22 protein-coding genes are annotated in these 25,526 nt (G+C 71.4%); 14 read left to right on the top strand and 8 right to left on the bottom strand.

What is annotated here, in order from left to right; genetic code table 11:
• Positions 1–56: 56 nt before the first annotated feature.
• The 6 genes from IQ251_RS13265 to IQ251_RS13240 all read left to right on the top strand — a co-directional run bounded on the left by IQ251_RS13265 (position 57) and on the right by IQ251_RS13240 (position 6,842).
• Positions 57–1,286: a sarcosine oxidase subunit beta family protein gene (locus tag IQ251_RS13265; RefSeq protein ID WP_228046771.1), complete on the top strand. Its 1,230-nt coding sequence runs from the start codon at positions 57–59 to the stop codon at positions 1,284–1,286.
• A 15-nt stretch (positions 1,287–1,301) separates the two neighbouring features.
• Complete coding sequence (locus tag IQ251_RS13260; RefSeq protein ID WP_193928864.1) at positions 1,302–1,580, top strand: sarcosine oxidase subunit delta; 279 nt, start codon at positions 1,302–1,304, stop codon at positions 1,578–1,580.
• The gene (locus IQ251_RS13255; protein WP_193928863.1) at positions 1,577–4,420 is read left to right on the top strand and encodes a 2Fe-2S iron-sulfur cluster-binding protein; all 2,844 of its coding nucleotides are present in this window, start codon (positions 1,577–1,579) and stop codon (positions 4,418–4,420) included. Before IQ251_RS13260 ends, IQ251_RS13255 begins: the two co-directional genes overlap by 4 nt.
• Entirely contained in the window at positions 4,413–5,051 is a 639-nt protein-coding gene (locus IQ251_RS13250) for a sarcosine oxidase subunit gamma (protein WP_193928862.1), read from the top strand. The genes IQ251_RS13255 and IQ251_RS13250 overlap by 8 nt, the downstream gene beginning before the upstream one ends.
• Before the next feature lie 79 nt (positions 5,052–5,130).
• The gene (locus IQ251_RS13245; protein WP_193928861.1) at positions 5,131–6,213 is read left to right on the top strand and encodes an S-(hydroxymethyl)mycothiol dehydrogenase; all 1,083 of its coding nucleotides are present in this window, start codon (positions 5,131–5,133) and stop codon (positions 6,211–6,213) included.
• A complete protein-coding gene (locus tag IQ251_RS13240) occupies positions 6,213–6,842 on the top strand; it encodes an MBL fold metallo-hydrolase (RefSeq protein WP_193928860.1) in 630 nt (209 codons plus the stop codon). Before IQ251_RS13245 ends, IQ251_RS13240 begins: the two co-directional genes overlap by 1 nt.
• 78 nt (positions 6,843–6,920) lie before the next feature.
• Here IQ251_RS13240 and IQ251_RS13235 read toward each other — a convergent pair whose 3' ends face one another.
• Both IQ251_RS13235 and IQ251_RS13230 read right to left on the bottom strand, forming a co-directional pair.
• On the bottom strand, positions 6,921–8,507 hold the full coding sequence (locus IQ251_RS13235) for a GMC oxidoreductase (protein WP_193928859.1): 1,587 nt from the start codon (positions 8,505–8,507) through the stop codon (positions 6,921–6,923).
• Between the two features lie 51 nt (positions 8,508–8,558).
• On the bottom strand, positions 8,559–9,833 hold the full coding sequence (locus IQ251_RS13230) for a lipase family protein (RefSeq protein WP_370591378.1): 1,275 nt from the start codon (positions 9,831–9,833) through the stop codon (positions 8,559–8,561).
• A gap of 393 nt (positions 9,834–10,226) precedes the next feature.
• On the opposite strand from IQ251_RS13230, the gene IQ251_RS13225 reads away from it, so the two are divergent.
• Positions 10,227–10,865 carry a TetR/AcrR family transcriptional regulator gene (locus IQ251_RS13225; RefSeq protein WP_370591377.1) on the top strand — a complete coding sequence of 213 codons (639 nt, stop codon included), beginning with the start codon at positions 10,227–10,229 and terminating at the stop codon, positions 10,863–10,865.
• A gap of 181 nt (positions 10,866–11,046) precedes the next feature.
• The gene (locus IQ251_RS13220; protein ID WP_193928857.1) at positions 11,047–12,273 is read left to right on the top strand and encodes a winged helix DNA-binding domain-containing protein; all 1,227 of its coding nucleotides are present in this window, start codon (positions 11,047–11,049) and stop codon (positions 12,271–12,273) included.
• Between the two features lie 17 nt (positions 12,274–12,290).
• Here the strand turns inward: IQ251_RS13220 and IQ251_RS13215 are convergent, their stop codons facing one another.
• From IQ251_RS13215 to IQ251_RS13205, 3 genes are read right to left on the bottom strand one after another with little or no spacing between them, the layout of a single operon-like run.
• On the bottom strand, positions 12,291–13,814 hold the full coding sequence (locus IQ251_RS13215) for a tripartite tricarboxylate transporter permease (protein ID WP_370591376.1): 1,524 nt from the start codon (positions 13,812–13,814) through the stop codon (positions 12,291–12,293).
• A gap of 1 nt (position 13,815) precedes the next feature.
• On the bottom strand, positions 13,816–14,322 hold the full coding sequence (locus IQ251_RS13210; protein WP_193928856.1) for a tripartite tricarboxylate transporter TctB family protein: 507 nt from the start codon (positions 14,320–14,322) through the stop codon (positions 13,816–13,818).
• Entirely contained in the window at positions 14,319–15,380 is a 1,062-nt protein-coding gene (locus tag IQ251_RS13205; protein ID WP_193928855.1) for a Bug family tripartite tricarboxylate transporter substrate binding protein, read from the bottom strand. The genes IQ251_RS13210 and IQ251_RS13205 overlap by 4 nt, the downstream gene beginning before the upstream one ends.
• Before the next feature lie 137 nt (positions 15,381–15,517).
• On the opposite strand from IQ251_RS13205, the gene IQ251_RS13200 reads away from it, so the two are divergent.
• From IQ251_RS13200 to IQ251_RS13175, 6 genes are all read left to right on the top strand, one after another.
• Positions 15,518–16,300 carry an IclR family transcriptional regulator gene (locus tag IQ251_RS13200; protein ID WP_193928854.1) on the top strand — a complete coding sequence of 261 codons (783 nt, stop codon included), beginning with the start codon at positions 15,518–15,520 and terminating at the stop codon, positions 16,298–16,300.
• Between the two features lie 2 nt (positions 16,301–16,302).
• The gene (locus IQ251_RS13195) at positions 16,303–17,526 is read left to right on the top strand and encodes a CaiB/BaiF CoA transferase family protein (protein WP_193928853.1); all 1,224 of its coding nucleotides are present in this window, start codon (positions 16,303–16,305) and stop codon (positions 17,524–17,526) included.
• A complete protein-coding gene (locus tag IQ251_RS13190; protein ID WP_193928852.1) occupies positions 17,523–18,323 on the top strand; it encodes a citryl-CoA lyase in 801 nt (266 codons plus the stop codon). The genes IQ251_RS13195 and IQ251_RS13190 overlap by 4 nt, the downstream gene beginning before the upstream one ends.
• A 352-nt stretch (positions 18,324–18,675) precedes the next feature.
• A complete protein-coding gene (locus IQ251_RS13185) occupies positions 18,676–19,998 on the top strand; it encodes an RbtT/DalT/CsbX family MFS transporter (protein WP_193928851.1) in 1,323 nt (440 codons plus the stop codon).
• Between the two features lie 22 nt (positions 19,999–20,020).
• Positions 20,021–20,740 carry a GolD/DthD family dehydrogenase gene (locus tag IQ251_RS13180; protein ID WP_193928850.1) on the top strand — a complete coding sequence of 240 codons (720 nt, stop codon included), beginning with the start codon at positions 20,021–20,023 and terminating at the stop codon, positions 20,738–20,740.
• 79 nt (positions 20,741–20,819) lie between these two features.
• A complete protein-coding gene (locus tag IQ251_RS13175; RefSeq protein ID WP_193928849.1) occupies positions 20,820–21,287 on the top strand; it encodes an SRPBCC family protein in 468 nt (155 codons plus the stop codon).
• A gap of 13 nt (positions 21,288–21,300) precedes the next feature.
• Here the strand turns inward: IQ251_RS13175 and IQ251_RS13170 are convergent, their stop codons facing one another.
• The 3 genes from IQ251_RS13170 to IQ251_RS13160 all read right to left on the bottom strand — a co-directional run bounded on the left by IQ251_RS13170 (position 21,301) and on the right by IQ251_RS13160 (position 25,496).
• Positions 21,301–22,680: a DUF8189 domain-containing protein gene (locus IQ251_RS13170; RefSeq protein ID WP_193928848.1), complete on the bottom strand. Its 1,380-nt coding sequence runs from the start codon at positions 22,678–22,680 to the stop codon at positions 21,301–21,303.
• A 422-nt stretch (positions 22,681–23,102) separates the two neighbouring features.
• On the bottom strand, positions 23,103–24,539 hold the full coding sequence (locus IQ251_RS13165) for a DUF8189 domain-containing protein (RefSeq protein WP_193928847.1): 1,437 nt from the start codon (positions 24,537–24,539) through the stop codon (positions 23,103–23,105).
• A gap of 192 nt (positions 24,540–24,731) precedes the next feature.
• The gene (locus IQ251_RS13160; RefSeq protein ID WP_193928846.1) at positions 24,732–25,496 is read right to left on the bottom strand and encodes a LysR family substrate-binding domain-containing protein; all 765 of its coding nucleotides are present in this window, start codon (positions 25,494–25,496) and stop codon (positions 24,732–24,734) included.
• Between the last annotated feature and the right edge of the window lie 30 nt (positions 25,497–25,526).

Here is a 25,526-nt window from a genome sequence, read left to right as displayed (position 1 = left end):
GTCGAGGCGCTGGCCAAGGCCAACCCCCTCTACCCGACGTTGAACGGAGGCTTCTGATGCCCCGCACACCCGGTGCCGACCTGCCGGAGCACCCGGACCGGCTCTGGCACAACCCGGACCCGAAGTCCTCCTACGACGCGGTCATCGTCGGTGGCGGCGGCCACGGCCTCGCCACCGCGTACTACCTCGCGGTCAACCACGGCATGACCGACATCGCCGTGCTGGAGAGCGGCTGGCTCGCCGGCGGCAACATGGCCCGCAACACCACCATCATCCGTTCCAACTACCTCTGGGACGAGAGCGCCGGCCTCTACGAGCACGCGCTGAAGCTCTGGGAAGGGCTGGAGGACGAACTCGATTACCCGCTGCTGTTCTCCCAGCGCGGGGTGCTCAACTTGGCGCACTCGCTGCAGGAAGTCCGCGACAGCGTGCGCCGCGTGGAGGCCAACAAGCTCAACGGGATCGACGCCGAATGGGTCGATCCGCAGCAGGTCGCCGAGATCTGCCCGATCCTGAACACCTCCCCGGACCTGCGCTACCCGGTGCTGGGCGCGACCTGGCAACCCCGCGCGGGCATCGCCAAGCACGACCACGTCGCCTGGGGCCTGGCCCGCGCGCTCGACCGCATGGGCGTGGACCTGGTGCAGAACTGCCAGGTCACCGGATTCGAGCGGGTTGGCGACCGCGTCGTCGGCGTGCGCACCACGCGCGGCACGATCCACGCGGGCAAGGTCGCCCTCGCCGCCGCCGGGCAGACTTCCGTGCTCGCCGATGAACTCGGCCTGCGACTGCCGATCCAGAGCCACCCGCTGCAGGCGCTGGTCTCCGAGCTGCTCGAACCGGTGCATCCCACCGTGGTCATGTCCAACGCCGTGCACGTCTACGTCAGCCAGGCGCACAAGGGAGAACTCGTCCTCGGCGCCGGTATCGACTCCTACAACTCCTACTCCCGGCACGGCGCGTTCCACACCATCGAACGCGAAATGACCGCAGCGGTGGAGCTGTTCCCGATGTTCGCCCGGGCCCACGTGCTGCGCACCTGGGCCGGAACGGTCGACGTCACCCCGGACGCCTCGGCGATCATGGGACTGACGCCGTTCGAGGGGCTCTACATCAACTGCGGTTGGGGCACCGGTGGTTTCAAGGCCACACCGGGCGTCGGCTGGTGCTACGCCCACACGATCGCGCACGACGAACCGCACCCGCTCAACGCCCCGTTCAGCCTGGAGCGGTTCACCACCGGGGCGCTGATCGACGAGCACGGGGCGGCCGGCGTCGCGCACTAGGAGGAGGTCCAACCCATGCTGCTGTTGCCCTGCCCGTGGTGCGGGCCCCGCAACGAGACCGAGTTCCACTACGGCGGACAAGCCCACGTGCGCTATCCCGACGACCCGCAGGCGGTCTCCGACGAGGAATGGGCCCAGTTCCTGTTCTTCCGGGACAATCCGAAGGGAACGTTCGCCGAGCGGTGGTCGCACCGGATGGGCTGCCGGCGCTGGTTCACCCTGCACCGGGACACCCGCACCCACGAGATCCGCACCGACGACCGCACGAGCCCCGCGAGGACGGTGACGAGGTGAGCAACGCATTCAGGCTCGCGCGCGGCGGACGCATCGACCGCGACCGCCCGCTGCACTTCCGCTTCGACGGCCGCGAGTACCAGGGCTACCGCGGCGACACCCTGGCCTCGGCCCTGCTGGCCAACGGCGTGCACGGTGTCACCACGAGCATCAAGTACGGGCGCCCTCGCGGCATCATGGCCGCCGGGCCCGAGGAGCCGAACGCGCTGGTGCAGGTCGAGAAGCCGTTCCCGGAACCGATGCTGACCGCGACCACGCTGGCACTCCGCGACGGGATGGAGGCCGCGGGGCTGCCGGGTCGGGGGAGCCTGGCCACCGAACCGGACCCGGCCCGCTACGACGCGATGCACGCGCACTGCGATGTGCTCGTCGTCGGCGCGGGCCCCGCCGGGCTCGCGGCCGCCGTCACCGCCGCGCGCAGCGGAGCCCGGGTGATCCTCGCCGATGCGGACACCGAGTCCGGGGGGAGCCTGCTCGGCACCGGCGAACTCCTCGACGGGGCACCGGCGACCGTGTGGGTGCAGCGCGCGGTCCGCGAACTGGCCGCGCACCCCGAGGTGCGGCTGCTGGAGCGCACCACCGTGTTCGGTCACTACGAGGACAACTACGCGGTGGCCGTGCAGCACCGCGGTGACGACGCGCCCAGCCGCCAGCGCATCTGGCGCATCCGCGCCCGGGAGATCGTCCTGGCCACCGGTGCGCACGAACGCCCGCTCGTCTTCCCCGGCAACGACCGCCCTGGCACCATGCTGGCCGGGTCCGCGCGTACCTACCTGCACCGCTACGGCGTGCTGCCGGGATCGCGCGCCGTCGTGTTCACCACCAACGACAGTGCCTACGCGGCCGCGATCGACCTGCACGACGCCGGGGTCGACATCGCCGCCATCGTGGACGCCCGGGACGTCGTCTCCACCTACTGGGCCTCGCTGTGCGTGCAGCGCGGGATCACCATCCGGCACAGCGCCACCGTGGCCGGCACGTCCGGGACCGAACGCGTCACCGGGGCCTACCTGGCCAACCTGAGTCACGGCGCGACGCACGCGATGAACGTGCGGCGCGTGGTGCGCTGCGACCTGCTGCTGGTCTCCGGGGGATGGAATCCCGCGGTGCAGCTGCACGGGCAATCCGGGGGAGCGGTGCGGTTCGACGAGGACACCGCGTCCTTCCTGCCCGAACCCGACGACCGGCGGGTGCGTTCGGCCGGCGCGGCCGCCGGTGCGTTCACCACCGCCGCGTGCCTGCGCACCGGTGCCGATGCCGGAGCGGAGGCCGCGCGCGCCTGTGGATTCGCGGCCGAACCCGGCACGCTGCCGGACGCGAAACACCCGCCGGTCCTGGCCGGATACCGCGGACCGTGGTTCCTGCCCAGCCCGATCGACAACGAGGGCGGCACCCAGTTCGTCGACCTCGCGCGCGACGCGACCGTCGCCGACATCCGCCGCGCCGTCGGAGCGGGCATGGACAACGTGGAGCACGTCAAGCGGTACACCACGATCGGAACCGCCCACGACCAGGGCAAGACGTCCGGAACCACCTCCACCGGCATCATCGCCGAGCTGCTCGGCCGCGATGTGGCCGACATCGGCACCACCACGTCCCGGGCGCCCTACACGCCGGTGACGTTCGCCGCGCTGGCCGGACGCGACCGCGGCGACCTTTACGACCCGATCCGGGTCACCGCCCTGCACGACTGGCACGTTGAGCACGGCGCACCGTTCGAGAACGTCGGCCAGTGGAAGCGGCCCTGGTACTACCCGCGGCGCGGCGAGGACATGGAGGCGGCGGTGCTGCGCGAATGCCGCGCCGTGCGCACCGGGGTGGGCATGCAGGACGTGTCCACGCTCGGCAAGATCGACGTGCAGGGTCCGGATGCGGCCGAGTTCCTCGATCTCGTCTACACCAACAAGATGAGCACGCTGCGGGTCGGCCGGATCCGCTACGGGGTGATGTGCACCGCCGACGGCATGGTCTTCGACGACGGCACCCTGATGCGCACCGCCGAGCACCGCTACCTGCTCACGACGACCTCCGGCAACGCCGCCGCCGTCCTGGAGTGGCTGGAGGACTGGTTGCAGACCGAGTGGACCCACCTGCGCGTGCACCTGACCTCGGTCACCGAGCATTGGGCCACCATCGCCCTCGCCGGCCCGCACTCGCGGGATGTGCTCGCCCGGGTGACCGACATCGACGTGGACAACGACGCGTTCGGTTTCATGGACTGGCGGGACGGCACGGTCGCCGGACGCAGCGCGCGGGTGTGCCGGATCAGCTTCTCCGGTGAGCTGGCCTTCGAGATCAACATCCCCTGGTGGTACGGCCGCGAGGTCTGGGAAGCCCTGCACGACGCCGGGAAGCGGTTCGGCATCACGCCCTACGGCACCGAGACGATGCACGTGCTGCGCGCCGAGAAGGGCCTGCCCATCGTCGGGCAGGACACCGACGGCACCGTCACCCCGTACGACCTCGGCATGAGCTGGGCGGTGTCGAAGAAGAAGGACGACTTCCTCGGCAAGCGCTCGTTCAGCCGCGTGGACACGGCGCGCAGCGACCGCAAGCACCTCGTGGGCCTGCTTCCCCGCGACACCGGTGTCGTCGTTCCGGAGGGGTCGCAGCTCGTGGCGACCACCGAGCTGCCCGCGCCCCCGGTGCCGATGCTCGGGCACGTCACCTCCAGCTACCGCAGTTCCGTGCTCGGCCAGGGGTTCTCTCTGGCGCTGGTCAAAGCCGGCCGCGAACGCATCGGCGAGACGATCTACAGCCCGGTCGGCGGACGGCTCATCCCGCTGGAGGTCACCGAACCCGTCTTCTACGACAAGGAAGGAGCGCGGCGCGATGGCTGAGCTCTACGGTGAATCCCCGCTCACCTCCCGCACGCACGCCCTCGACCGGGACTCCGCTCCGCAGGCCGTGCGGCTGACCGAGATCGCGTTCACGCCCCAGATCGGGCTGCGCGTGGACCCCAAGAGCAGTGCGGCGGAACGCATTTCCACCGCGATCGGTGCGATGCTGCCCCATCAGCCGGACAGCGCGGTGCACACCGGTGACCTGCTCGTGCTCGCCCTCGGCCCGGACGAATGGCTGCTCGTCGGCCGCGAAGGCACGGCCGGTGCGCTGCAGGCCACCCTGACCGCGGCATTGGGCGAGGACCACGGCGCCGTCGTCGACGTCTCCGCCCAGCGCACGATCATCGGGGTGTCCGGACCGATGTCCCGAGACCTGCTCAACCAGGGGTGCGCGCTGGACCTGCACCCGCGAGCGTTCGGCGAAGGCCGTTGCGCGCAGACGCTCCTGGCGCGCACCGGGGTCGTCGTGGTCTGCCGGGACGCGGAGCTGCCCAGCTTCTGGCTGCTGGTGCGGTCGTCCTTCGCCCGCTACACCGCCGACTGGCTCGCGGACGCCGCGACCGAGTACCGCACGACGGTGCCCGCAGCGCCCGGTGCTGCGGCGAACGACTACGCGGTCTGCTCCTGACCACGCGCACGACGACCGGGAGTTGCGCACGTCCGGTCACCGACCCCTACCACCGATCCAGCCGAATGGAGACCTGCTCGTGACCGAAGTACGCGGTGTCGTGGCGACCGGCAAGGGAAAACCCGTCGAGGTCACCACGATCCACGTCCCCGATCCCGGTCCCGGCGAAGCGGTCGTGCGCGTGCAGGCGTGCGGCGTCTGCCACACCGACCTGCACTACCGCGAGGGCGGCATCAGCGACGAATACCCGTTCCTGCTCGGCCACGAGGTGGCCGGTGTCGTCGACGCGGTCGGCGAGGGCGTGCAGGACGTCGCCGCCGGGGATTTCGTCGTGCTCAACTGGCGCGCCGTGTGCGGCTCCTGCCGGGCCTGCCGCCGCGGACGCCCGCAGTACTGCTTCGACACGCGCAACGCCACGCAGCCGATGACCTTGCCGGACGGGACGCCGCTGTCCCCGGCGCTGGGCATCGGCGGATTCGCCGAGAAGACGCTCGTGCACGCCGGCCAGTGCACCAAGGTCGACCCTGCGGCCCGGCCTGCGGTCGTCGGCCTGCTCGGGTGCGGTGTCATGGCCGGGATCGGGGCGGCCGTCAACACCGGCGGCGCAGGACCGGGGGATTCGGTGGCCGTGATCGGCTGCGGCGGAGTCGGGAACGGGTCGATCGCCGGAGCGCACCTGGCCGGTGTCCGCAAGATCATCGCGGTGGACACCGACCCGGCGAAACTCGACTGGGCGCGGCGGTTCGGCGCCACGCACACCGTCAACGCCACCGACCACGACACCGTGCAGGCAGTCCGGGAGCTCACCGACGGCAACGGCGCGGACCTCGTCATCGACGCGGTCGGCGTGCCGCAGACCTACACCCAGGCGTTCTACGCCCGCGACCTCGCGGGCACGGTGGTGCTGGTCGGGGTGCCCTCCCCGGACATGCGGCTGGAACTGCCGCTGCTGGACGTGTTCGCCCGCGGCGGCGCTCTCAAGTCGAGCTGGTACGGCGACTGCCTGCCCGAGCGCGACTTCCCGATGCTCACCGAGCTGCACCACCAGGGCCGGTTGCCGCTGGAGGAGTTCGTGACCGAGGAGATCCCGCTCGACGACGTGGAAGGCGCTTTCGAGAAGATGCAGGCCGGAGCGGTGCTGCGTTCGGTGGTGGCGTTCTGATGGGCGCGCGCGTCGACCACACGACCACGACGGGCACGTTCTCCCTGGACGGGGATGTGCACGAGGTCGCCAACAACGCGTGGGTCGTCGGCGACGAGCAGGAGTGCGCCGTCCTCGACGCCCCGCACGACATCGATGCGATCCGGGAGCTGGTGGCCGGGCGCGCGGTGACCGCGGTGCTGGCCACCCACGCGCACGACGACCACATCCGGATCGCCCCCGAGCTCGCCCGGTCCGTCGGGGCACCGCTGCATCTGCATCCGGACGACCTCGCGGTGTGGCGGTTGACCCACCCCGACCGTTGCCCGGACCGGTACTTGGCCGACGGGCAGTGGATCACCGTCGGGCAGGTACAGCTGCAGGTGCTGCACACGCCGGGCCATTCCCCGGGGTCGGTGTGCCTGCACTGCCCGGGGCTGGACGTGGTGTTCACCGGGGACACGTTGTTCGCCGGCGGCCCCGGTGCCACCGGCCGGTCGTTTTCCGATTTCCCGACGATCACCGACTCGATCCGGCAGCGCCTGCTCGGACTGCCGGCATCGACCCGGGTGCATCCCGGGCACGGGGAGAGCACCACCATCGGCGCGGTGCTGCCGCACTTCGACGACTGGGTCGCGCGGGGCTGGTGACGGACTCCACGACCGCGGGCCGCCGAACGGCCGTGCGGGGCCGAGCGCACCGCCCTCGCGCCCCGCACGGCATGGTGGTCAGATGCGCCGGCCGACGTCCCGGGCGGTGATGGCATCCATCGCCCGCTCCGCAACGGCGGCGATCGTCATCGAGGGATTGCACGCCCCGGTGGTGCCCGGGATGAGCGCACCGTCGAGCACGTAGAGCCCCGGCTGGTCGTGCACCCTGCCCTGCAGGTCGCACACGCCGCCCATCGCGGCACCGCCGAGCGGGTGCCACGTGCTGTTCACCAGGGCGTTGGTGTCGGTGAGGATGCCGGATCCGCCGGTGACCGCCTTGACGCGTTCGTCAATGCGCCGGTAGCAGTCGTCGTCCCCGTCGCGGGGCCAGTCCAGGCAGACGGAGTCGGTGCGCGAGTCGTAGCTGAACTCCCCGCGCCCATCGCTGACGCCGAACCCGACGAGCATGGTCGTGTTGGCGTCCACGCCCAGCGGTGGCACCGATGCTTGGATGATCGTGTTCGCACCGGTCGGATCCGACCAGTCCATGCTGCCGTAGACGACCGGACCGCCCTGTTCCGCACCGAAACCCTGCGTGGCGTCGGACCACGCGTAGATCCGGTCCCCGTTGGTGCCCCAATCGCGGCCGAGCTGATCGGGCAGGTCCGGAATCGCCCCGGTCGCTCCGGCGCGCACGAGGAGCTTGCTGGTGTTGATGCTGCCGGCGGCCAGGAACAGCGAACCGGTGGTGAGGACCTTCTGCTCGATGACCTCCCCGGTGTCGTCGGTCCGGTTGACGTGCACCTGCCACCGGCCGTCGGCGGCACGGGCGATGGATGTCACGTCGTGCCGGGTCGCCACGGTGACCCGGCCGGTCGCCTCGGCCTGGCGGATGTAGGTCACGTCCACCGAGTGCTTGCCGCCGTTGTTGACGCCGAGGGCGCAATCCCCGTTGGTGTAGGACGGTTTCATCTCGCCGCGCAACTCGGCCAACGCGTAGTCCCAGTCGATCGGCATCGGGATCTTCTCCACCCCGAATCCTGCCGCCCTCGCACCGTCGCGGAAGGTGCGTGCCGCGGAATAGCTCGGCGAGTCGACCAGCGTCTCCGGTGCGGTCGCCAGGTTGAGCATCCGCGCCACGCGCGGGTAGTGCACGGCGTCCATCCGCCGGTAGTCCAATTGCTCGGGCAGCCAGGTGTTGAACACGTCCTCGGCGGGCTGCAGGGACATGCCCTGGTACATGAGTGATCCGCCGCCGACACCTGCCGCACACATGCTCAGCACGTTCCTGCCCAGCACGGGTTCCAGCAGACCCAGGTACGGGGAGAAGTCCAGTGGTGTGCCGAGCAGGTCCACGAGCGGTCGGACCGCTTCCGGGAACGTTCCGTGCCAGAGCGTTCGCTTGTCCAGTTCGGACATGGTGGGGAAGGTGTCCGAATCGGGCCCGGTCGGCCAGCGGCGGCCGCGTTCCAGGACGGTGACCGGCACGCCTGCTTCGGCCAGGCGCAGTGCCGCGACCCCGCCGCCGAAACCGGACCCGATGACGACGGCCCGGTGTTCTTCGCGGGTGAACCGGACGCGTGCCGAAGCCGGACGGGTGCCGACGAAGCTCGCGGCCGCCATGCCGACGGCTCCGGCGAGCACGGTGCGCCTGGTGGTGGTCATAGATCGGTACTCCCTGTCGTTGTGTGTCGGGCTGGTCGTCCGCGCGTCGGGTCAGCAGGTCGGTTCGGTGGGGTGGCCGGAAAGTCGTTCGGTGAGCCAGGAAACCGCGGGGCCCTGGTCGGTGAGCAGCGGCGCCAGGTGGTTGGTGAGTATCCCGTCCCCGAGCGGCGGAAGGTCGAGTTCCACGTAGCTGACGTCGGCTCCCTGGGCGCACCAGTCCGCGGCGAGCCGGCGGGTCTGGGCGTGCGGCACGATGTCGTCATGCGCGCCGGTGACGACGCGCACCGGGGTTGCGGGCTTGCCGCGGCCGATGCGCTGCTCGTCCAGTGCTTCCTGCATCAGCGGTTCTCCGTCCACGATGGACTCTAGGGGCAGGCCGCTGCGCGTCCACTGGCTGCTGTCCTGAAATCCGTATCCGGCGAGGGCGTCACCGACGCACATGGTGCCGAGATCCTGCAGCGCTGCCCGGCCGTCCGCCCCAAGGTGGCGGTCGGCGACTTCCCGCAGGTGCGGGTTCTGCTGCAGGAGCCCGTTGACGGTCCAGCCGAGCGCCCCGGTCAGCGCGCTGCCGTCCGCGCCGGCCAGCACCTCGGCGAGGTCGGCGGGCGGTGCGCCGACGTAGGCCCCCGCCAGCGGGACGTCCGGCGCGTAGTCGGGCTGGAGTTCGGCGGCGGAGGCACTGGCGCCGCCGCCCTGGCTGTAGCCGTAGAGTCCGACGCGCGACTCCGGGGCGAGCGACGTGCCGGGCAGGGCGCGTGCGGCCCGGACGGCGTCGAGCAGCGCGTGCCCGCCGTCGACCCGGTTGACGTAGGTGTGCAGCCGGTCGGTGGTGCCCAGGCCGGTATAGTCGGTGACCACGACCGCAGCGCCTGCGGCCAGCAGCCGGTAGATCACGATGTCCTCGTAACCGACCGAGACGGTGTCGCCGTTGATGCGCAGCGGCTGTTCCAGTCCCATCGATGCGGCGCACTGGTCGCCTTGCCCCATCGTTCCGGGTGCCACGGCAACCAGCGGGCGCGGTCCTTCTCCGCGCCACTCGGCTGCGGGTTCGAGGTAGGCGCCGGTGACCGGGACGGGTTCGCCGGTGGCGTCGGTTGACTTGTACATCAGCCGGGTCGCGGTTCCGGGCAACGTCCGCCCGTCCAGGCTCGGGAGGCTGATCGCCAGCGGAAGCGGTTCGGAGCGCACCAGGTCCCCGTCGCCGGGCGGCAGCGATGCCGGCGGGTGGTAGAACTCGGGAATCGGTACGCCGCGGGACGTTTCGTCCGACTCGGCGGCTGCGGCCGGGGCGAGGTGCGTGATCGTGGCGACGAGTGCGGCGACCACCGCGCCGGCAGCGCGGGATCGGCGCCGGGTGCGTCGGAACGTGCTGGATGCGGGTGGTGAGGGCGTGAGTGGGCGCATGCGGCGGACTCCCAGCGTCGTCGGTGAGGAGAGAGCGGGCGCACCTGCGCAGCGGGCGGCAGGGCACCGAGAAGGTCGGAGTGCGGCTGTTCGTGCTCTGGTCCGGGCGCGGTTTCCGGCCGGTGGGCCGGGGATCCGCCGTCGTGTCCACGATCCGTCGGCCCGCCCGGTCACTCGTGGTGTCCCGGGCGGGGTGCGGCATGAGCTTAAGATCACTGGCACTGAGTGACAAGACGTCGTTCGGTGTCAGTTGGCGGTCGCTGGGTACAGTGTCCGGGGCAGACCACGCAGGATCGGCGGGCAGCGGTGGACGACGTGGCATTCGGAGTGCACGGGGCGGCCGAACGGCCGCACCCGCAGCGATCGCTCAGCGAACGGCGCCGCGACGCGCTGCGCGTGGAGGTCGCCCGCGAGGCCGTCCGGCTGTTCCTCGCGCGTGGTGTCGCCGCCACCACCGGCGACCAGATCGCGCGCGCAGCAGGAATTTCCACCCGCACGCTGTGGCGGCACTTCCCCACCAAGGAAAGCTGCGTGCGCCCGTTGCTGGCCGCGGGGCTCGACGCCGCCACCGCGGAGCTGCGCGGCTGGCCGCCGCGCACCGACCTGCCGGACTTCCTCCTGGACTCGTGCGGGGAGGCCACGCTCCGGGCTGCTGATCCCGCTGTCCTGGACCTGATCCGGATGACGCTGACCGAACCGGCGTTGCGCGCGGTCTGGCTGCAGGCGCACGACGACGCTCTGCCGGTCCTCTGCGCGCTGCTGGCCGGCCGCAGCGGCGCCGATCCGGACGATCTGCGCGTCCGGGTGCACGCGGCCACGCTCAACGGCGCGTTGCGCGCGGCCGCCGAGGAGTTCGCGCAGCGCTTCGCCGACGACCCCTCGATACCGGACACCGAGATCATCGACTGCCTGCGCACAGCGCTCGCGGCCGCAGCGGAGGGGCTTCCGTACTGACCTGACCGTCCCGTGCTGCTCGCCGCGCTGACGGTCGTGCCCGGCGCGCGGCGCCGCGCGGCCGCCGCCAACGGCTACGGGCCGCACCCGCCCCGGCTGCGCGCGGAGCTGTTCGACGCGGCAGGCTAGGAGCCGGCGCGCCGGTGACCGGGTGCGCACGATCGAGCCCGGGAGGCGCGGCATGGCAGAGCGCACGAGCACCGGCGGCCCGGCCGTGCCGGTGGGTGCCGACGAGGTGCGAGCGTTCCGGCTGCACGCGCACCACCTGACCGAGCGCCGACCGCTGGCCGAGCTACCCGAGGTGGCGGGGGCGTGCGGCACGCAGAACAGCCCACCGGGTTCGGCGCTGCTCGCGTGGCACGCCCGCGTCGCGGATGTGACGCAGGAGCACGTCGACCACCTCGTCGAGCAGGACCGGAGCCTGCTGCAGACCTGGTCCGTGCGCGGCGCGCCGTTCTACTTCCCGACCGGGGACGCGCCCGTGTTCACCGCTGGCGCGTTGCCCGCCACCGAGCGGGGCCGGCTCCAGCTGATCATCGGTGCGGAACGGGCGCTGCGCGACCTCGGGATGGGCTTGGACGAGACCGTGGACCGCATCGCCGGGCACATCGGTCCGGTGCTGTCCGGGCGGCGGCTGGCGATCGGCGAACTCGGCGCGGAGCTGGCCGAACGCGTCGCGCACGACCTGCCGCCCACCCCCCGCGCCACCTGGCGGGCGATCGGCCCGCACGGCACGAACCTGCCGCTGGGCGAGGCCGTGGTGCACTTCTGCATCCGGATCCTGACCCTGCGCGGCATCGTGTGCCTGGCACCGCGCAGCGGGGGCAAGGCGCCGTTCGCCCTGGTCGAGGACTGGCTGGGCGCCCCGCTGCCGGAAGTCGCCCCCGACCGGGCGCGCGCCGCGCTGCTGCGCCGCTACCTGCACTGCTACGGGCCGTCGACCAGTCGGGACTTCGCCGGCTGGCTCGGAGTGCGCACCGGGGACGTCGAACCGTGGTGGCGCCTGCTGGACGACGAGCTCGCCCCGGTGGAGTTCGGCGGGCGGCAGGCGTGGGCGCTGGCCGGTGACCTGGACGTCCTGCGGTCCCCGCCCGAACCGCGCGGGGTGCGGCTGCTGCCGCCGCGCGATCCGTACACCCAGTTGCGGGACCGGGACACCATCCTCGACCAGCGGCACCACCGCCGGGTGTGGAAGGCGGTCGGCGAACCGGGCACCGTGCTCGCCGACGGCCGGATCGCCGGGCTCTGGCGGCCGAAGAAGAGCGGCCGCACGCTGGCGCTGACGGTCACGCCGTTCGGCCCGCTGCCCGCCGAGCACCGCGCGGCGCTGCAGGGCGAGGCCGAGCAGGTCGCCGCCCTGCGCGGTGCCTCATCCGTGCGGCTCGCGTTCGAGGACCCCACGGGCTGATCCGCGCGGAAACCGGGTCACACGCCCGCTTTCCGGTCCTCGCGCTGTCTGGTCGTGCGGGCGCGCAGCGTGCCGACCACCTTGATCACCAGAGCGGCCAGGATGATCCCGTACAGCCCGAGCGCGATCGGGCTGTCGAACAGGATGCCGATCTCGCCCTGGCTGATGGCCATCGCGCGGCGCAGTTCGCTCTCCGCCAACGGCCCCAGGATCGCGCCGATGAGCACCGGGGCGATCGGGAAGTCGAAGCGGCGCAGCAGCAGGCCCAGGAACCCGATGCAGTACATCAGGATCACGTCGGTCAACGAGGATTTCGCCGCGTACACCCCGAGCGTGGCGAACACGACGATGCCCGCGTAGAGGTAGTTGTTCGGGATCTTGAGCAGCTTGGCCCAGATCGGCGCGAACGGCAGATTGAGCACCAGCAGCATCACGCTGCCCACGAACAGGCTCGCCAGCAGCGCCCACACCAGGTCGGCCTCTTCGGTGAACAGCAGGGGACCGGGCTGGATGCCGTACTGCTGGAAGGCGCCGAGCATGATCGCCGCCGTCGCCGAGGTCGGCAGGCCGAGCCCGAGCAGCGGGACCAGTGAGGTCGCCACCGTCGCGTTGTTGGCGGCTTCCGGTCCGGCGACGCCCTCGATGGCCCCGGAACCGAACTCGCTGCTCCCGCGGCGCGCGGCCAGGCGCTTCTCCGCGCCGTAGGACAGGAAGGTGGGGATCTCCGAACCGCCCGCGGGAATCGCGCCGAACGGGAGGCCTACCGCGGTGCCGCGGATCCACGGGCGCCAGGAGCGGCGCAAGTCGTCCCGGCTCATCCAGGGCCGCCCGGACTCGATGGTGCCGGTGGCCGGGCGCTTTCCCGCCGTGGAAGCCACGTGCAGCACTTCGCCGATGGCCAGCAGACCGACGGTGATGACGACGATGCTGATCCCGTCCAGCAGTTGCGGGGAACCGAACGCCAGCCGCGTCGCGCCGCTCTGCTCGTCGATGCCGACCACCGCCAACGCCAGGCCGATGCCGAGCGAGGCGAGCCCGCGCAGCGCGTCCCCGGAGACGACCGCCGAGGTGGCCAGGAACGCGAACACCGCCAACGCGAAGTACTCGGCGGGACCGAAGTTCACCGCCAGGTCCACCAGGCTCGGGGCGAAGAACGAGACCAGGGCGACGGCCGCGATGCTGGACAGGAAGGATCCGATCACGGCCGTGGCCAGCGCCTGGGCCGCGCGCCCGCGCCGGGCCATCTGGTAGCCCTCGAACGCGGTCACCAGCGAAGAGCTCTGCCCGGGGGTGTTGAGCAGGATCGCGGTGGTGGCACCGCCGAACTGCCCGCCGAAGTAGACGCCCGCGAACATGATGAACGCGCCGGTGGGGTCGAGTTTGAAAGTGACCGGGACCAGCATGGCCACCGCCATCGCCGAGCCCAGCCCCGGCAGCACGCCCACCGCGGTGCCCAGCACGACGCCGATCAGGCACCACAGCAGGTTCATCGGGGTCAGCGCTTCGGCGAAACCGCCGAGCAGCAGGGAGAACGCGTCCACCTCAGATCACCCCCAGGAGCACGCCGCCGGGGAGGTTCAGCCCGAGCCCGGCCGAGAAGCCGAGTTGCACCGCCGCGGCGACCACCAGCGCGATGGCCAGGTCGCGCAGGACGCTCCTGCTGCCCAGCGCGTACGAGATCCCCCAGAACAGCGCCGTTCCCGCGAGGATCCACCCGAGCACGTCGAGCAGCAGCAGGTGCAGCACCAAGGTCGCGGCCACCAGGCCCAGCGGCTTCCAGTCCGGACTGCCCGCGGGTTCCTCCGCTGCGCTGCTGCCGCGCAGTTCGCGCGCGGCCAGCGCCAGGCCCAGCGCCAGCAGGGCGGCGCCGATGAGGGCGGGGAAGAAGCGCGGACCGAGGAAACCGGCGGTGTCCGGTACGTCCATCACCACGGCCCCGACCAGGGACAACGCCCCGATGCCGACGATCACGGCTGCGACCAGCAGTTCGCCGCTGCGCGGGCCGCGCCGTGCCGACGGGTCCGCCCCGTCGTCGAGATCGGCCGTCATGACAACCCCAGTTCTCTGCTGATCCGCTGGATGCGGGAGGTCTCGGTGTCCACGAATCCTTCGAACTCGTCGCCGATCTGGAACGTGTCCTGCCAGATGTTGGTCGTGAGCGTGTCCTGCCACTCGGGGGTGTCGTGGATTTCGGTGGTGAGCTGCTCGAGTTCCGCGCGTTGTTCGGGATCCAGTCCCGGGGGAGCGAAAAGACCTCGCCAGTTGGCCAATTCGACGTCCACGCCGTGCTCGCGGAACGGGGCGATGTCGATCTCCGGGATCCGTTGCGGCGCGGAGATGCCCAGTGCCCGCAGCTGGCCGGTCTTGAGCTGCTCGGAGAGTTCGGTGTAGCCGGACACGATGGCGTCCAGGCTGCCGTTGAGGGCTCCGGCGACCGCTTCACCGCCGCCCGCGTACGGGATGTAGTTGAGCTCGCTGGCCTGGGCCCCGGCCGAACCGCTGAGCATGCCGGCGAGCAGGTGGTCGGTTCCCCCGACCGAACCGCCGCCGACGACCACGCCTGCCGTGTCCGCGCGCCAGGCGTCGAGCAGGTCCTCGACGCGTTCGGCGGGGGAGTCGGCGGGCACCGCGAGCACGGCGTAGTCATCGGCCAACCGCGCGATGGGGGTGGCGTCGCGCAGAGTGTTCGGGGATCCGGTGGTCTCGATGCCGCCCATCATCACGGTCCCGGTCATCATCAGCGTGTCGCCGCGCCCGACCTGGTTGATCAGCCGGGCGAGGCCGATGGTGCCCGCGGCTCCCGGCACGTTGAGGACTTCGATGGTGTCGGTGAGCGCGTGTTCCTGCGCGACGGCCTGGACCTCGCGCGCGACGGTGTCCCACCCGCCTCCGGGCGCGGCCGGGACCAGCATGTGCAGGCGATCCCGCGGCCCGGCGCCGCCGGTGGTCTTGCTGCGGGCGTCGGCGAATCCGAGGCCGACGGCGGCCGCGCCCAGCAGCAGTGCTCCGGTGTTGGCCAGCAGGCGCCGGCGGGTGGTGCGGACCGCGCTCTCGGGCTGTTCTCCGCTCTCGGGGGCTTGTCCGGGAGGCGTGGCGGGTGGTGGCATCCGGTGCTCCTCGGCGTACGTCGTTGAACGCCTCGCTCGGCGGAGGTCCGCAGTGCGGTCCCGTTGATCCGTCCAGCGGTCGGAGCTACTGTAAGGATCACTCGCACGAGTGGCAATAGTCGCACCGGGGGCCCGGTATGCACAGCAGGGACGATGTCGCCGAGCACGGCGGGGTGCGCAGCGTGCTGCGGACACTGGACCTGTTGTCCCTGTTCACCGAGGAGACCTCGCAGTGGTCGGTGCGGGAGCTGTCCGAGGCCAGCGGGCTCGCGAAGACGACCACACTGCGCTTGGTGTCCACATTGGAGCGTTCCGGACTGCTGTGGCCCACGGGATCCGGGAATTACGCTCCCGGCCCGGGGTTGCTGCGCTGGTCGCGGCTCGCCGGGTCCGCCTGGCAGCCGACCCCGGCGGCGCGGCAGGTGATGGGTGACCTCGTCCGGCGCTGCGGGGAGACGGTGAACATCTACGTGCGCAGCGGTCTGCACCGGGTGTGCGTGGCGCAGCAGGAAGGCCCGCAGAACCTGCGGCACGTCGTGCGGGTCGGCGACGAACTCCCGTTGTGGTCGGGCGCGGCCAGCCGGATCCTGCTGGCCGCTGCCGATGACGCCCTGCTGGAGCGCGTCGTGGCCGCTGCGCCGCACCGGACCTCGGCAGCCGAGCTGCGTTCCCGGATCGACCGCGCCCGCGCGGACGGCTGCGCTGTCACGCACGGCGAGCGGGAACGGGGCGCATCCGGGATTTTCGCTCCGGTCGTTGACGAAAAAGGCAGTGTGGTAGCGGCTATCGGAATCGGCGGTCCCACACCGCGCTTCACCGACGACGCGGTGCGCCGTTTCGCCGCCCACGTGCGTACCGCCGCGCAGGAGGTATCCCGCGCCGGCGTCACCGCGCACCTGCCCGGACGAGCGGAGGCGTAGCCATGGCAACCGCGGAGGCCGACCCGCCGGACCTGCTGGCCGGGGTGCGCGTGCTCGACCTGACGAACGTGCTGGCTGGGCCGTTCGCCAGCTACCAGATGGCCTTGTTCGGCGCCGAGGTCGTCAAGGTCGAGGTCCCGCACCGCGGCGACCTCGCCCGCAAACTGGGGGCCGACGCCGCGCTCAACGAGCAGCTGCTCGGCACCTCGTTCCTCGCGCAGAACGCGGGCAAGCGCTCGATCACCCTCGACCTCAAGTCCGCGGCTGGCAGGCGGATCCTGGAGCGACTCATCGCGCGGTCCGACGTCCTGCTGGAGAACTTCCGCCCGGGGGTGCTCGCCCGGCTCGGCTTCCCGGACGAGCACCTGCGCGAGCTCAACCCGAAACTCGTCTACTGCGCCATCTCCGGGTTCGGGCGGACCGGCCCGATGCGCGACCGCCCCGCCTACGACCAGATCATCCAGGGCTTGTCCGGCATGATGAGCGTGACCGGTACCGCGGAGACCGCGCCGCTGCGCGCCGGATTCCCCATCGGTGACACGCTCGGCGGGATGGCGGCCGCCTTCGCGGTCTCCGCGGCCCTGGTCCGCGCGGAGCGGACCGGCCGCGGCGCCGCGCTCGACCTGTCCATGCTGGAAACCGCCATCACCGCACTGGGCTGGGTGGTGTCCAACCACCTCATCGCCGGCCACCCCTCCGCGCCGATCGGCAACGAGAACGCCACGGCCGCACCGTCGGGCACGTTCCGCACCGCTGACGGCCACCTGAACATCGCCGCCAACGAGCAGGGGCAGTTCGAGGAGCTCTGCCGGCTGATCGGTGCGCCCGAGCTGGCTCGGGACGAGCGGTTCGCGGACCGCGAGACGCGCAAGCGGCACCGCGACGCCCTGCGCGAGCAGCTCGAAGACCGGCTCCGGCAGGCCACCGCGCTGCACTGGGAGCAGACGCTGTCCGCGGCGGGCGTTCCGGCCGCTCGCGTGCTCGACATCGCCGAGGTGCTCGCGCTGGACCAGCTCCAGGACCGGGAGTTCCTGCACGACGTGCCGTTCCCGGGCAGGCCGGCGGACACCGTGCCCGTCGCGGGCGGCGGCACCCGGGTCGACGGCGAACCGCGCGCACCGCGGGGAGCACCGCCGCTGCTGGGCGAGCACACCGCGGAACTGCTCGGCGAGATCGGTTACGACGCCGCGGAGATCGCGGCGCTGCGCGAACAGGGGGTCGTATGAGCGCGGAAGCGGGGCAGTGGTGGTCCACCGACCTGACCCGGATCGTTCCCGGCGAGATCGACCTCGGCGGCTACCCGGTCGAGCAGCTCATCGAGCACGCGTCGTTCGTGGACGCGGTGTGGCTGCTGCTGCGCGGTGACCTGCCCGATCGACGGCGGTCGAAGCTGCTGGAAGCCGCGCTGACCGCATCCGTGGACCACGGTCCGCAGGCCCCGTCGATCGCTGCCGCCCGGATGGCCGCCACCTGCGGGGTCGGGCTGAACAGCGCGGTCGCCACCGGGACCAACCTGCTCGGCGATGTGCACGGGGGAGCGGGCCAGCAGTGCATGCAGCTGCTCGACGAGCTGGTGCAGCGCGTCCGGGACGGTGCCGGTGTGCAGGACGCTGCCGCGGATGCGGTGAGCCGGCACCGCTACGTGCCCGGTTTCGGGCACCGGTTCCACCCGCGTGATCCGCGGCGCGACCCGCTGTTGGGCCTCGTCGAGGACGCGGTCGCCGAGGGAGTGGTCGACGGCGAGCACCTGCGCGCAGCGCTGGCGGTGGAAGCGGCACTGGCCGACGGGCGAACCCGCCCGGTGCCGATGAACATCGACGGGGCCACCGCGGTGGTCTACGCGGAGCTGGGCTTCGCGCCCGAACTCGGCCGCGGGTTGTTCGTGCTGGCCCGATCGGTCGGCATCCTCGCGCACGCGTGGGAGGAGCGGGGCAGCGGAACCCGGATCAAGGGCCCCATCCCGCGGACCCTGCTCGCCGGTTACACGGGTCCGGCCACCCGCGAGGTCCCGCGCGGCCGCTGAGCGGTCCACGCGGGCGATGTCGTTTTAACAACGATCATGTTGAAACGGACATGCCCGGTGCGAGAGCCGTTGTCGGCGGGGCGCGCATCGTGCGCTGCCCCGGAGGCCCGCGCGCCGGTTCTGGATCGGTCCGGGATTCGTCGCGGTCGACGTCCGGCGTGCCGTTTTCCCAGGTTATGACCGAGATCGTCACGTCGGGTCGAGATTGGGCTTTGACAAGCCTGGGGCGAGGAGCCAAGCTGCTCCACACACAAACTCACAACATGGACGTGATAGTTAAACCGGAGGACGTTAAGCGGTCGCCCTCCGATGGACCGTCCCTGGACCCACTAGCGAATCCGGAAACGCCGTGATGAGTACCGACGCAGCCCAGCCACGCACCGAGACCGCGCTCGACCGGATCGGTATACCCCACCCCCTGCGCTGGGGCTTCCTCGCCGTCCTGATCTTCATGACCGGGAACGGGACCGAGACCAACTTCATCTCGCCGCACATCGAAGGCGTGCTCGGCAGCACCACCGGCACGGTGAGCGCGATCATCTCCATGTACGGCGTGGCCGTGTTCGTGGGCAGCTACCTGTCCGGTGCGCTGGCCGACCTGTGGGGGCCGCGTCGCGTGATGCAGCTCGGCGCAGCGGTCTGGCTGGGCTTCGAGGTCCTGTTCCTGATCAGCCTCTCCATCGGCAGCCTGCCGCTGGTGTTCCTGACCTACTTCCTGCGCGGCTTCGGCTACCCGCTGTTCGCGTTCGCCTTCCTCGTCTGGGTCAACGTGGTGGCACCGACCGAGCGCAAGGGCGCCGCGGTCGGCTGGTTCTACGTCATGTTCACCGGCGGTCTGCCCACGCTGGGCTCGCTGTTCGCGCTCGGTGCCATCCCGGCCTTCGGCGGTGGCACCGGCGGCGAGACCGGCGCGATGATCGCCTCGTCCGTGCTGGTGCTCATCGGTTTCCTGCTCGCGCAGTTCGCGGTGCACGACTCCAACGGCGATCGGCGGCTCGCGCCGCAGGGCGTGCCGGCCGGGCAGGTCATCTCCGAGGGCGTGCGGCTGACCTTCCGCCAGCCCAAGATCCTGATGGGCTTCCTGGTGCGCTGGATCAACACCGCGCCGCAGTACGGGATGTTCATCATCCTGCCCGCGGTCATCGCCGAACAGCTCGGCTGGGGGCAGAGCCGCTGGCTGACCATGAGCGTGTTCGTCTACGCGACCAACATCCTGGTCAACGCGATGTTCGGCGCCATCGGCGACCGGTGGGGCTGGCGCAAGACGGTGCAGTGGTTCGGCGTGCTCGGCTCCGCAGTGGGCCTGCTGGCCTGGTGGTACGTGCCGCACTGGGTCCCGGCCGGATCGACCTGGGGCTTCTGGGTTTCCGTCGCCGCGGGCTGCGTCTTCGGTTGCCTGCTGGCCGGATTCGTCCCGATGGGCGCGATCATGCCTGCGCTGGCACCGGACTTCAAGGGCGCGGCCATGGCCATGTACACCACCGCGGCAGGCGGATCGGCGTTCCTCGGCTCCGCGGTCGTCACGGTTGTCTACGCCCTGGGTCTGGGCAACACCGCGGTGGTCTGGGCGTTCGTCCTGCTCTACGCGGCGGCGTTCATCATGGTCCACTTCCTGCGGGTGCCCGAGGACGACAAATCGGCGCGTCGCCGGGCAGTGAACGCCCCGGCCGTCTGATCGAGCACGAGGAGGAGCCGTGATGTTCGCACTCGACGGTCGGATCGCCCTGGTGACCGGGGCCGCCTCCGGGATCGGCGCGGAGGTCGCCCGCACCCTGACCGAACGGGGTGCGGTGGTCGCCGGGGCCGACCGGCGGGCGGACTTCCCGGTGGACTGCGCCTCCGGCCACCGGGTGGACGTCACGGATGAGGACTCGGTGCGGACGTGCGTGCAGGAGGTGACCGAGCAGCACGGCCGCATCGATGTCCTGGTGAACTCCGCGGGCGTCGCACTGCTGGGCCCCGCCGCGGAGCTGGCCGGCGATGACTGGCGCACGACCTTGGACGTCAACCTGACCGGCAGTTTCCTGATGTGCCGGCAGGTCGGGCGCGGCATGTTGCGGACCGGGGGCGGGCGGATCATCAACCTCGCCTCGCAGGCCGCCGGTGTCGCGCTCGACGGGCACGTGGCCTACTGCGCTTCGAAGGCCGGGATCCTGGGGATGACCCGCACGCTCGCGCTGGAGTGGGGCCGGTCCGGGATCACGGTCAACGCCGTGTCGCCGACCGTCGTGCTCACCGAACTCGGCCGCGCGGCTTGGGACAACCCGGCGGGCGAGGCGCACCGGCAGGAGATCCCGGTCGGCCGCTTCGCCGAGCCGCGCGAGGTCTCCGCCGCCGTGGCCTACCTCGCCTCGGCGGAGGCGGCGATGGTCAACGGGGCGGAACTGCGCGTCGACGGCGGGTTCACCGCCCGCTGACCCGCGGGCCGGGCATCGGTGCGATCACGGCTGCCCGCCACCCGGTGACGTGGCGGTGCCGCCCGGTTAGGTTCGGCGCATGACCGATTCTGTGGTGACCGAACTGGATGCCGGTACCCGGCGCATCGCCCGGCAGGTCGTGGTCGACGCGACTCCGCACGAGTTGTTCGAGGTGTTGGCCGACCCGCGGCGGCACGGCGAGCTGGACGGTTCCGGAACGCTGCGCGACACGGTGTCCGGTCCGGAGCGGCTCGGCCAGGGCACCGCGTTCGCGGTGAACATGCGCCAGTTCGGCGTGCCCTACCGGATCACCAGCACCGTGGTGGCCTTCGAGGAGGGCCGGGCGATCGAGTGGCGCCACCCCTTCGGCCACACCTGGCGCTGGGATCTCGCGGAGACCGGTTCCGGAGGAACGACCGTCACCGAGACCTTCGACTACTCCGGGACCAAGCACGCCAAGGTCCTGGAAATGATGGGGATTCCGGGCAAGAACGCCACCAGCATCACCCGCACGCTGGAGCAGCTGCCGCAGCGCTTCGCGGGCTGACCGCGGCACTGCGCTACGGCACCTGGAGGAGGCCGGTGGCGCCGGATGTCTGCGTCCACGAGCTCCACCGGGCCGAGCCGTTCTCCGGCCGGCCCTTCTGGTGCGTGTGCATGACCCGGCCGTCCCAGTCGACCGCGTGCACGACGAGCTGTCCCCCCGCGTCCAGGGTCGCGCCGAGAAGGTCCGTGACGTAGGGCGGGTTGCCGTCACCGGGGGCGTTGCTCCGCGTGATCCAGCTTCCCCACCGCTCGTTCGGGGAACTGTTCTTGCTGGCCAGGTACACGGTCTCGTAGACCGATCCCGCCTCGTCCAGTACGTAGGCCACGCGCGTGCCGTTGGCGTCCTTGGTCATGATGGGGCTTTCGGCGACGAAGGGCTCCTGGCGCGGACTCCGGTCCCAGATGCCCCAGCCCTGCCACGCGGTCGAGCCGCTGTTACACCTCGTTTCGCTGTTCACCGCGATCGCGCCCCGATCGGTCGCGGACAGCAGTTGGAAGCACCCGTCGCCGCCCTCGATCACCGACGGAGTGGTGGCGAGAACCGCGCCGTCGTCCGCCGGTGGCGGGATCCGGTCCGGTCGCCACCGCCCGCCGTCGGTCCGGGCGTCGACCCGGACCGTCCGGTGCGCGGTCAGCGCGAAGCTGTGCAGGTCGCCGTTGCCGTCCGCGCGGAGCACCGGATCATCGCGCACCGGGTCGCCGGGCAGTTCGGTCAACTCGCTCCAGTGGTCCATGCCCGGCAGGTGCTGATGCGTCTCCCACAGCGACCCGCCGCTGTCCCGGACCACCACGACCAGCCGTCCCTCGGCGTCCCGGGCCGCGGTGGGTTCGCCCACCAGGGAGAGCCCACCCAGTGATCGCCACTGGTCGCGCACTCCCTGCACGCGGTCGGGCGGGCCGACCGACTCGCCCTTGACCCGCGCCCCGACGTCCGGGTTGATCTGCAGTGCTCCGCCGCCGGTCGTCAGCACCGCCGTTCGCCCCCGCGCGTCGCAGGCGGCCACCGGCTGCGCCTCGGCCCGGCCGCCGATGTCGACCCACCCGCTGCGATCGCTTCCGTACTGGGTCTGGTTGTTCTGCAGGACGGTGCCGGACACGCTGCGCGCGAAGTTGGTCAGGTAGGCGTCCTTGTCCGAGCGCACGGGGGCTGAAGGCAGGAGGCATCGTTCCTCCGCGCCGGCCCCGGGCAGGAACATCCAGGCGGTCTGGTCGAAGGCCACCGCGGAGGAGGTGAGCAGGCCGATCGTGCACACCCAGGCCATGGCCAGTCGCTTCCCGCTGCTGGGGCGCCGCCCGCGGGTGTGCACCTGGCGGTAGTCGTTGATGCCGCCGTAGACGGTGTCCGCCTGCACGAACCTGTTGCCGTCGCCCGTGTTGTGGATCTCGTTGGCCATCGCACTGCCCCCTGTCCGTGACAGCCAATGATGATCTCATCACGATACGCATCCGGTATGTGTCGTGTGGCGGCACCCACAACATGCCTGCGGTGAAACGGGGTGGCGCAGGTCAGGGGTTCGGTACTGCTGCACCGGTGGCCCGTTCGCCGGATTCGCTCGTCCGGCTGGATGTCCGTATCTGCGCCCGGACGGCGGTGTTTCACGCAGTGCGCGGCCAGTTGCGTCCGATGTGGACAGATGACGGGCGGCCGGGCGCGGTCGAGGGAGTCGCCCAGCGGGTCAAGCACGATCTCGTCGATGCTGCGCAACGCGGCCTCCGGGCCCGAGCCCGATCGCCATCGCGGACAACCGCGTCCGAGTGGTGCCATCCCTTCGGGTGCATCGCGGCTGTCGCCCGCGGGTTCACCCGCCTCCGCGTATCAGCACTCCTCCTGGGGGATGCAGTTCGGATCCGAGTGCAGAACTCCTGCACCGCTGATCCGCCGCGACCACTCCGTCCAGTCGCCTGCCTCCGATTCCGGGTCCTGGTTTTGAACCCAGAGGCTGACGTTCCCGTCGTCGTCCGCGCCGAGCCCGTGCGCGACCAGCTTGTCTTGAATATCGGGCGTCACGGCCACCAGGTGCTGCACGACGTCGTCGTGCGTGGTCCAGGGCTTCCATTCACCTTCCGCGCCCAGGTCCTGCCGGCTCTCGAACAACTCGTGCGCGGAGTCCACGGCGAAGACCACGATGTCGTCATCCGGGCCGCGGGTCGTGATCGGGCTCTCCTGCACGAAGCGGTTGCCGGAATGCCCCATCCCCATGTCGGTCCAGTCGCCCCAGGTCGCGTCGCTGCAGTCGTTCTCCTTGGTCCTCGCGATCGTGCCGGTGCCCGTCACGGCGAACAGGTGCAGGCATCCGCTCCCGTCCTGGCTCACAGACGGGGTGGTGCGGATGTCTGACGCGGGATCGTCGATCGTGCCGGGCTGGTCTGCGGATCGCTGCCACGTTCGGGAACCCGGCTCTTGGGTGTACGCTCGTGCTTCTCCTCGCGCCGCCGTGAAGACGCGCAGCCGATTCTCGCTGTCCAGCACGATGGAAGGATCGTCTTCCGCCGGGATCGCGGGATCGTCGTCCACCGGGCGCGGCAGTTCGATCCAGCCCGCGTCAGGTTGGTTCTGCCGCCTCTCCCACACGGAACCGTTGTTGCCCTTGGCGACGATCGCCAACGCGCCCTGGGCGTCACGGACGGCAGCAGGTACTCCTACCAGGCCACCGCTGCCTCGCGGGGCAGGTACCGCGTTCCACCGGGGGGCTTCCGGCGAGTTGAATGATTCGCCGTCGTGCTCCGTGATCTCGGAGTGCATCTTCAGCTCGCCCTCGGCGATCGCCAGCACCACCATGCGGTCGTTCGCGCCGCACGCGGCGACCGGTTGTCCCTGCGCCCGGCCACCGATGCCGATCCAGCGGCTGCGCTCGAAGTCCGCTGTCTGGTTGTTCTGGACCACCGTGTCGTCGTTGGTCCGCATGAAGTTGAACAACCGGCCCTGGTCGCTTTTTCGGGCCGGGGCCGCGGGCGCCGGGCAATCACCGGCGCGCACGAACGCCTCGTCGGACGTAGCGGGTTCTTCGCCGTGCGGAACACCAGCACCACGGGGTTGGGCTTGCCCCGGTGCCACCCCCGTAGAAGGCGCTTGCTGGAACCGGATCAGCACCACGGCCGAGGCGGTTACCAGGCCGAGCACGCATACCAACACCACCAGCCACGTCCGGCGCCGGACCCGGGTGCGGTGGTCGTGGAAGTGCACACCGCCCTGCACGGTGTCGGCCTGGACCAGCTTGTCGGCATCGCCCGTGTGCTTGTTCTCGTGGGGCAACGGACTTCCTCCGAGCCGGTTGGTGACGGCCGATGACGTGATCAACACGATACGCGTTCGCCGGGCGATGCGGGCCGCCCCGCAACGGTCAGCGCGGAACGTCGGTCACCGCCGTCAGCGGGATGCCGTGGTGGGCGGAACGCCCGATCCAGCGGCGATCACGCGTGCTGTTGCCCCGCCGCGGCCGGCCGGTCAGGAACGTCGGCGGGCCCGCTTGCCGCCGCGTGCCGGGCCGCCGCGGCGCTTGCCCGCCGGAGGTTGCTTCTTGCCCCCGCCGGTTGCCGACTTGCCGCCGGTGCGCTTCTTGGTGCCCTCTGCCGGGGGCTGGGCGGACGCACCCTGCTCCTGGCGCCCGCGCGTGCTGTTCTCGGTGCGTCCCCGGACGATGCCGATGAACTCCTCGACGAGCTCGGTGGTCTCGCCCTCGATCCAGGACAGCGCCACCTGCGACTGCGGGGCGTCGGTGAGCGGGCGGTAGGTGAGGTCCTTGCGGTGGTGCAGGCGCGCCAGGGACAGCGGTACGACGAGCAGGCCCACCCCGGCGGCGACGAGCTGGATGGCATCACCCGTGGTGGCCGGGCGCTCGATGGCGGGCAGCCCGGGCGGTCCGGTCCAGTCGAGGGCGTCGTCGAGCGGGTGCAGCACGATCTCATCGGCCAGGTCCGCGGCGGTGAGCTCCTCGGCCGCGGTCACCACGTGCTCCTTGGGTGCCACCACCACGGTCGTCTCGGTGTACAGCGGGATGGCGTGCAGGCCGGTGCGGTCGATGGGCAGCCGGAGCAGCGCGGCGTGCGCCGTCCGGTCGCGCACCGCGTCCGCGGCATCGGCCGCGGGCAGCTGGGTCAGCTCCAGCGGGACCTGCGGGCGCCGCCGCGACCACCTGCGCAGCCACTTGTCGGGCGTCACGCCCGGCACGCAGGCGAGGGCGAACGGTGGTTCGGTGGCGGCTTCCTGCACACCGCCGAGGATACCGGGCGTGGCTGCGAG

This window comes from Saccharopolyspora montiporae, from assembly GCF_015209505.1.
Lineage (GTDB): Bacteria > Actinomycetota > Actinomycetes > Mycobacteriales > Pseudonocardiaceae > Saccharopolyspora > Saccharopolyspora montiporae.
This window is presented reverse-complemented; position numbering and strand designations above follow the sequence as displayed.

What these genes read in the sequence shown, in the direction of transcription:
- IQ251_RS13180 (WP_193928850.1), top strand. Translation starts at nt 20,021, where the DNA reads ATGTTCGCACTCGACGGTCGGATCGCCCTGGTGACCGGGGCCGCCTCC.
- IQ251_RS13260 (WP_193928864.1), top strand. Translation starts at nt 1,302, where the DNA reads ATGCTGCTGTTGCCCTGCCCGTGGTGCGGGCCCCGCAACGAGACCGAG.
- IQ251_RS13250 (WP_193928862.1), top strand. Translation starts at nt 4,413, where the DNA reads ATGGCTGAGCTCTACGGTGAATCCCCGCTCACCTCCCGCACGCACGCC.
- IQ251_RS13175 (WP_193928849.1), top strand. Translation starts at nt 20,820, where the DNA reads ATGACCGATTCTGTGGTGACCGAACTGGATGCCGGTACCCGGCGCATC.
- IQ251_RS13210 (WP_193928856.1), bottom strand. Translation starts at nt 14,322, where the DNA reads ATGACGGCCGATCTCGACGACGGGGCGGACCCGTCGGCACGGCGCGGC.
- IQ251_RS13195 (WP_193928853.1), top strand. Translation starts at nt 16,303, where the DNA reads ATGGCAACCGCGGAGGCCGACCCGCCGGACCTGCTGGCCGGGGTGCGC.
- IQ251_RS13170 (WP_193928848.1), bottom strand. Translation starts at nt 22,680, where the DNA reads ATGGCCAACGAGATCCACAACACGGGCGACGGCAACAGGTTCGTGCAG.
- IQ251_RS13205 (WP_193928855.1), bottom strand. Translation starts at nt 15,380, where the DNA reads ATGCCACCACCCGCCACGCCTCCCGGACAAGCCCCCGAGAGCGGAGAA.
- IQ251_RS13235 (WP_193928859.1), bottom strand. Translation starts at nt 8,507, where the DNA reads ATGACCACCACCAGGCGCACCGTGCTCGCCGGAGCCGTCGGCATGGCG.
- IQ251_RS13190 (WP_193928852.1), top strand. Translation starts at nt 17,523, where the DNA reads ATGAGCGCGGAAGCGGGGCAGTGGTGGTCCACCGACCTGACCCGGATC.
- IQ251_RS13240 (WP_193928860.1), top strand. Translation starts at nt 6,213, where the DNA reads ATGGGCGCGCGCGTCGACCACACGACCACGACGGGCACGTTCTCCCTG.
- IQ251_RS13200 (WP_193928854.1), top strand. Translation starts at nt 15,518, where the DNA reads ATGCACAGCAGGGACGATGTCGCCGAGCACGGCGGGGTGCGCAGCGTG.
- IQ251_RS13265 (WP_228046771.1), top strand. Translation starts at nt 57, where the DNA reads ATGCCCCGCACACCCGGTGCCGACCTGCCGGAGCACCCGGACCGGCTC.
- IQ251_RS13185 (WP_193928851.1), top strand. Translation starts at nt 18,676, where the DNA reads ATGAGTACCGACGCAGCCCAGCCACGCACCGAGACCGCGCTCGACCGG.
- IQ251_RS13220 (WP_193928857.1), top strand. Translation starts at nt 11,047, where the DNA reads ATGGCAGAGCGCACGAGCACCGGCGGCCCGGCCGTGCCGGTGGGTGCC.